This window comes from Mesobacillus stamsii, assembly GCF_030814065.1.
GTDB lineage: Bacteria > Bacillota > Bacilli > Bacillales > Cytobacillaceae > Mesobacillus > Mesobacillus stamsii.
In genome coordinates, this window is the sequence record NZ_JAUSUN010000059.1 from 1 (window position 1) to 3,065 (window position 3,065).

At 38.2% G+C, this 3,065-nt stretch carries 5 protein-coding genes and 1 tRNA gene; 5 read left to right on the forward strand and 1 reads right to left on the reverse strand.

Translation table 11 applies throughout. The annotated features are described in order from the left end of the window. Positions 1-152 precede the first annotated feature (152 nt). The 4 genes from J2S25_RS19810 (at position 153) to J2S25_RS19825 (ending at position 2,188) form a co-directional block, all read left to right on the forward strand. Complete coding sequence (locus J2S25_RS19810) at positions 153-512, forward strand: response regulator (RefSeq protein ID WP_044394520.1); 360 nt, start codon at positions 153-155, stop codon at positions 510-512. An 82-nt stretch (positions 513-594) separates the two neighbouring features. Further along, entirely contained in the window at positions 595-1,059 is a 465-nt protein-coding gene (locus J2S25_RS19815; protein WP_044394519.1) for a CcdC family protein, read from the forward strand. 182 nt (positions 1,060-1,241) lie between these two features. Beyond that, positions 1,242-1,547 (forward strand): hypothetical protein, encoded by a 306-nt coding sequence (locus J2S25_RS19820; protein WP_307192715.1) that lies wholly within the window; start codon positions 1,242-1,244, stop codon positions 1,545-1,547. A 419-nt stretch (positions 1,548-1,966) separates the two neighbouring features. Further along, positions 1,967-2,188 carry a hypothetical protein gene (locus J2S25_RS19825; RefSeq protein WP_307192716.1) on the forward strand — a complete coding sequence of 74 codons (222 nt, stop codon included), beginning with the start codon at positions 1,967-1,969 and terminating at the stop codon, positions 2,186-2,188. A gap of 51 nt (positions 2,189-2,239) precedes the next feature. Here J2S25_RS19825 and J2S25_RS19830 read toward each other — a convergent pair whose 3' ends face one another. Further along, complete coding sequence (locus J2S25_RS19830) at positions 2,240-2,671, reverse strand: DUF2621 domain-containing protein (RefSeq protein ID WP_044394516.1); 432 nt, start codon at positions 2,669-2,671, stop codon at positions 2,240-2,242. Between the two features lie 139 nt (positions 2,672-2,810). Here J2S25_RS19830 and J2S25_RS19835 point away from each other — a divergent pair. Further along, positions 2,811-2,907 (forward strand) — tRNA-Sec (locus tag J2S25_RS19835). Positions 2,908-3,065: the final 158 nt, after the last annotated feature.

The window sequence follows — 3,065 nt, forward strand, 5'->3', positions numbered from 1 at the left end:
GTCCTTTTTTATTTTTCTTAATCGACAAAAGTTCTTAGCATCTGAGTGTTCTCTACAAAACTCAAGGCGACAACTTTTTTGCAAGAGTCAAGTAATTAAGGGGAAATTATCTAATTTAATATACTTGTTGGATTGTCGGGGAGGATACAGCAATGGCCAGAATTTTGATAGTGGACGACGCAAAATTTATGAGAATCACCTTAACCAATATTCTGAGGAAAGCGAATCATGAAATTGTTGGAGAAGCCGAAAACGGACGTGAGGCAGTCATGCTGTACCGCGAGCTTAAGCCTGATCTAGTGACAATGGATATAACAATGCCAGAAATGAGCGGACTGGAGGCAGTAAAAGAAATCAAAAAAGACTTCAAAGATGCAAAAATCATCATGTGCTCAGCAATGGGCCAGCAGAAGATGGTAGTAGATGCCATCGAAGCAGGGGCAAAGGATTTTATTGTCAAGCCATTTGATGATTCCCAGGTAATTGATTCAGTATCAAGAGTTCTTAGATAAAAAATAGCCATTTAAGTGTATCTTAAATGGCTATTTTTCATTATAATAATAGTGTAATCAAATAATAAGGGATGAAAATCAGATGAATTATGTTATGGCATCTACAATAGGTGCAGTTGGTATGGCAATTTTCGTTACAGCCGTAAGGGTGAAGGCCGCCAAAAAACCAGCATCAGCTAAAAAAATTATTTTGCCGCCAATTTTCATGAGTACCGGTGCTCTCATGTTTATCTTCCCGATGTTTCGGGTGCATTTTTTACAGATTTTAGAAGCGATAACGGTAGGAATGCTGTTCTCGATCCTGCTAATCAAAACTTCGCAATTTGAAGTGCGCGGCAGAGAAATCTTTCTTAAAAGATCAAAGGCTTTTATTTTCATCTTAATCGGTTTATTGGTAGTACGCGTTATTGCGAAGCTCGTATTGAGCAGCACAATTGATGTCGGCGAACTGAGCGGGATGTTTTGGATTCTGGCTTTCGCAATGATCGTACCATGGCGGATTGCGATGTATAGGCAATTTAAAAAGCTTCACAATGAACTCCACTAAGACATATCAATCAATAATTAAATCCTCTCGCTATCGACGAGGGGATTTTTGCATGAAAAAAGTGTGGCAAAATCGAATTTGCAGCAAAATATCAAGTTTGTATCGATTTGAAATTGAATTTACAATAAAATCCATTCTATCGGGAATAATGGGTAGTAAACAGGAAAAGAGAAGGTGAGACTTTGCCACGAAAAGCTGCAGAAAATCATCAGGTGAAAGAAACCCAGGATGACAAAGAGCGTAATGAAATAGAAAGATTAAACGATATGCTGGCGGCAGTACTTAACTATATTTCCGATGATGAAATCGAGGTCATTGATATCGAATATTTACTCAACAATACGGATGGTCTGCGTGAATGGTGGGATCAATACCGCGAAAGAAACAGGAAAAATATTGAAGAGGAAATAGTACAATCATTAGGCAGTCTTTCGATTGAGGCGTTAGAGGAGCTAAGAGAGAAAATCAGAGGGAAAGAAAAAGAATAAAATGGTGTTAATGAAAATTTACAAAATTGCCGAAATTGTTTAATTTCTGCTTTACAATCCTATGATAAGCTTTAAATATAAGGGATTTCTCAATTTAAGGAGTGTTGGCGATGGTTTACAAAGTCATCATTAATTTCTTTTTGGTATGTGCCCACTTCTATCTGTTTTAACGAAAGTTAAAAAATTCTTAACAGAACCAGGCAACGAATTTTATATTTCTCTATTAATCTAAATACTAGGCAGGATAGCACGTGTGGCTATCGAGGCAATCAGCGAAGGTGGGGCTGATTGTTTTTTTTTGTGAACGTTGTTTCTTCAGAAAAAGTAAGGAAATGATATACAGTTTGATTCCAGGTCACCAATTTCACTCTGACAGAATACAATGATTAGACCACTTGATTCAGTCAGGAGGAGTAGAGATGTCACTGAAAAATTATGCGATTTTGTTAAAAATCCTGGGACCTGCTGTGTTTCTTGTGCCGATCTTTTTAAAGGGAATGGGATATATTAAAACCATTTCACCTGCTATTATGTTTAGTTTAATTGCTATCGGAGTAGTTTTGTTGATCGCAGGGAATATTTGTGAGGCAAAGGCGATCCGGTCCGGTGAATATCGCAGGTGGAGAAGAAGAATAAAGTGAGAAACGAGTTTCAGATTCTGAAACTCGTTGTTTTTTTTACAGAAGAAACGATTAAAAAAGGCTTTCGTAGGGAGTGGTACTAATTCGCTTTTCTGCAAGACGCTTTCGCAAAAATTTATGGTCGCGTTTTGGTGTTGCCAATATATAACCACGGATGACTAGTTCCTGAGTGATTTGGCCCGCATTTTCCATAAGCGCCAGCTCACCGATTTTACCAGCAATCTTATGTCTTGCAACATCTCTGAACAATTCAGGTACCGGGCTAACCAAATCTTCGAGCAATACCTTTTGGTCCTCCGTCCAAAGATGCCTAGTCTGATTTACATAATACTCTTCCCAATCCATATCTGATTTCCCGTCGTCCTTAGGCAGCTTTTTCAAAAATTTGCGGAACATGAAAAAGCCGCCAATCGCGAATAAGCCGACCAATACTACGACCCAGAATAAAATAAACCATAAAAACCAACCTTCGAGCTGATACATAACCCTTCACCCACACATTTCTACTATCTTTCCTTCATTATAATATCCGGTTTCAAAGGAGACAAGCCTTGTGACAATTAAGTTAATACACTTGTAAAATCGACAGCTTCTAAGTATAATAAAATTTGTTCTTTCATAAGGGGCTGATTGGGGTGCTGGTGCCCTCCACGGTCTTCAAAACCGCTTGTGACCTGCGTGCCAGGTTAGCTGGGTTCGATTCCCAGGCGGTCCCGCCAATATAATACATTTTTTTACCGCACAGGAAATTACTTGTGCGTTTTTTGTTTTATTTTGGCTCGTTGTTAATGACGTTTTATAATGTCCAAAACTTGACGATATTAATTGTCCTAAAACTGACGGATATACTGTCCAAAAATAAAAAGGAAGCATTTTC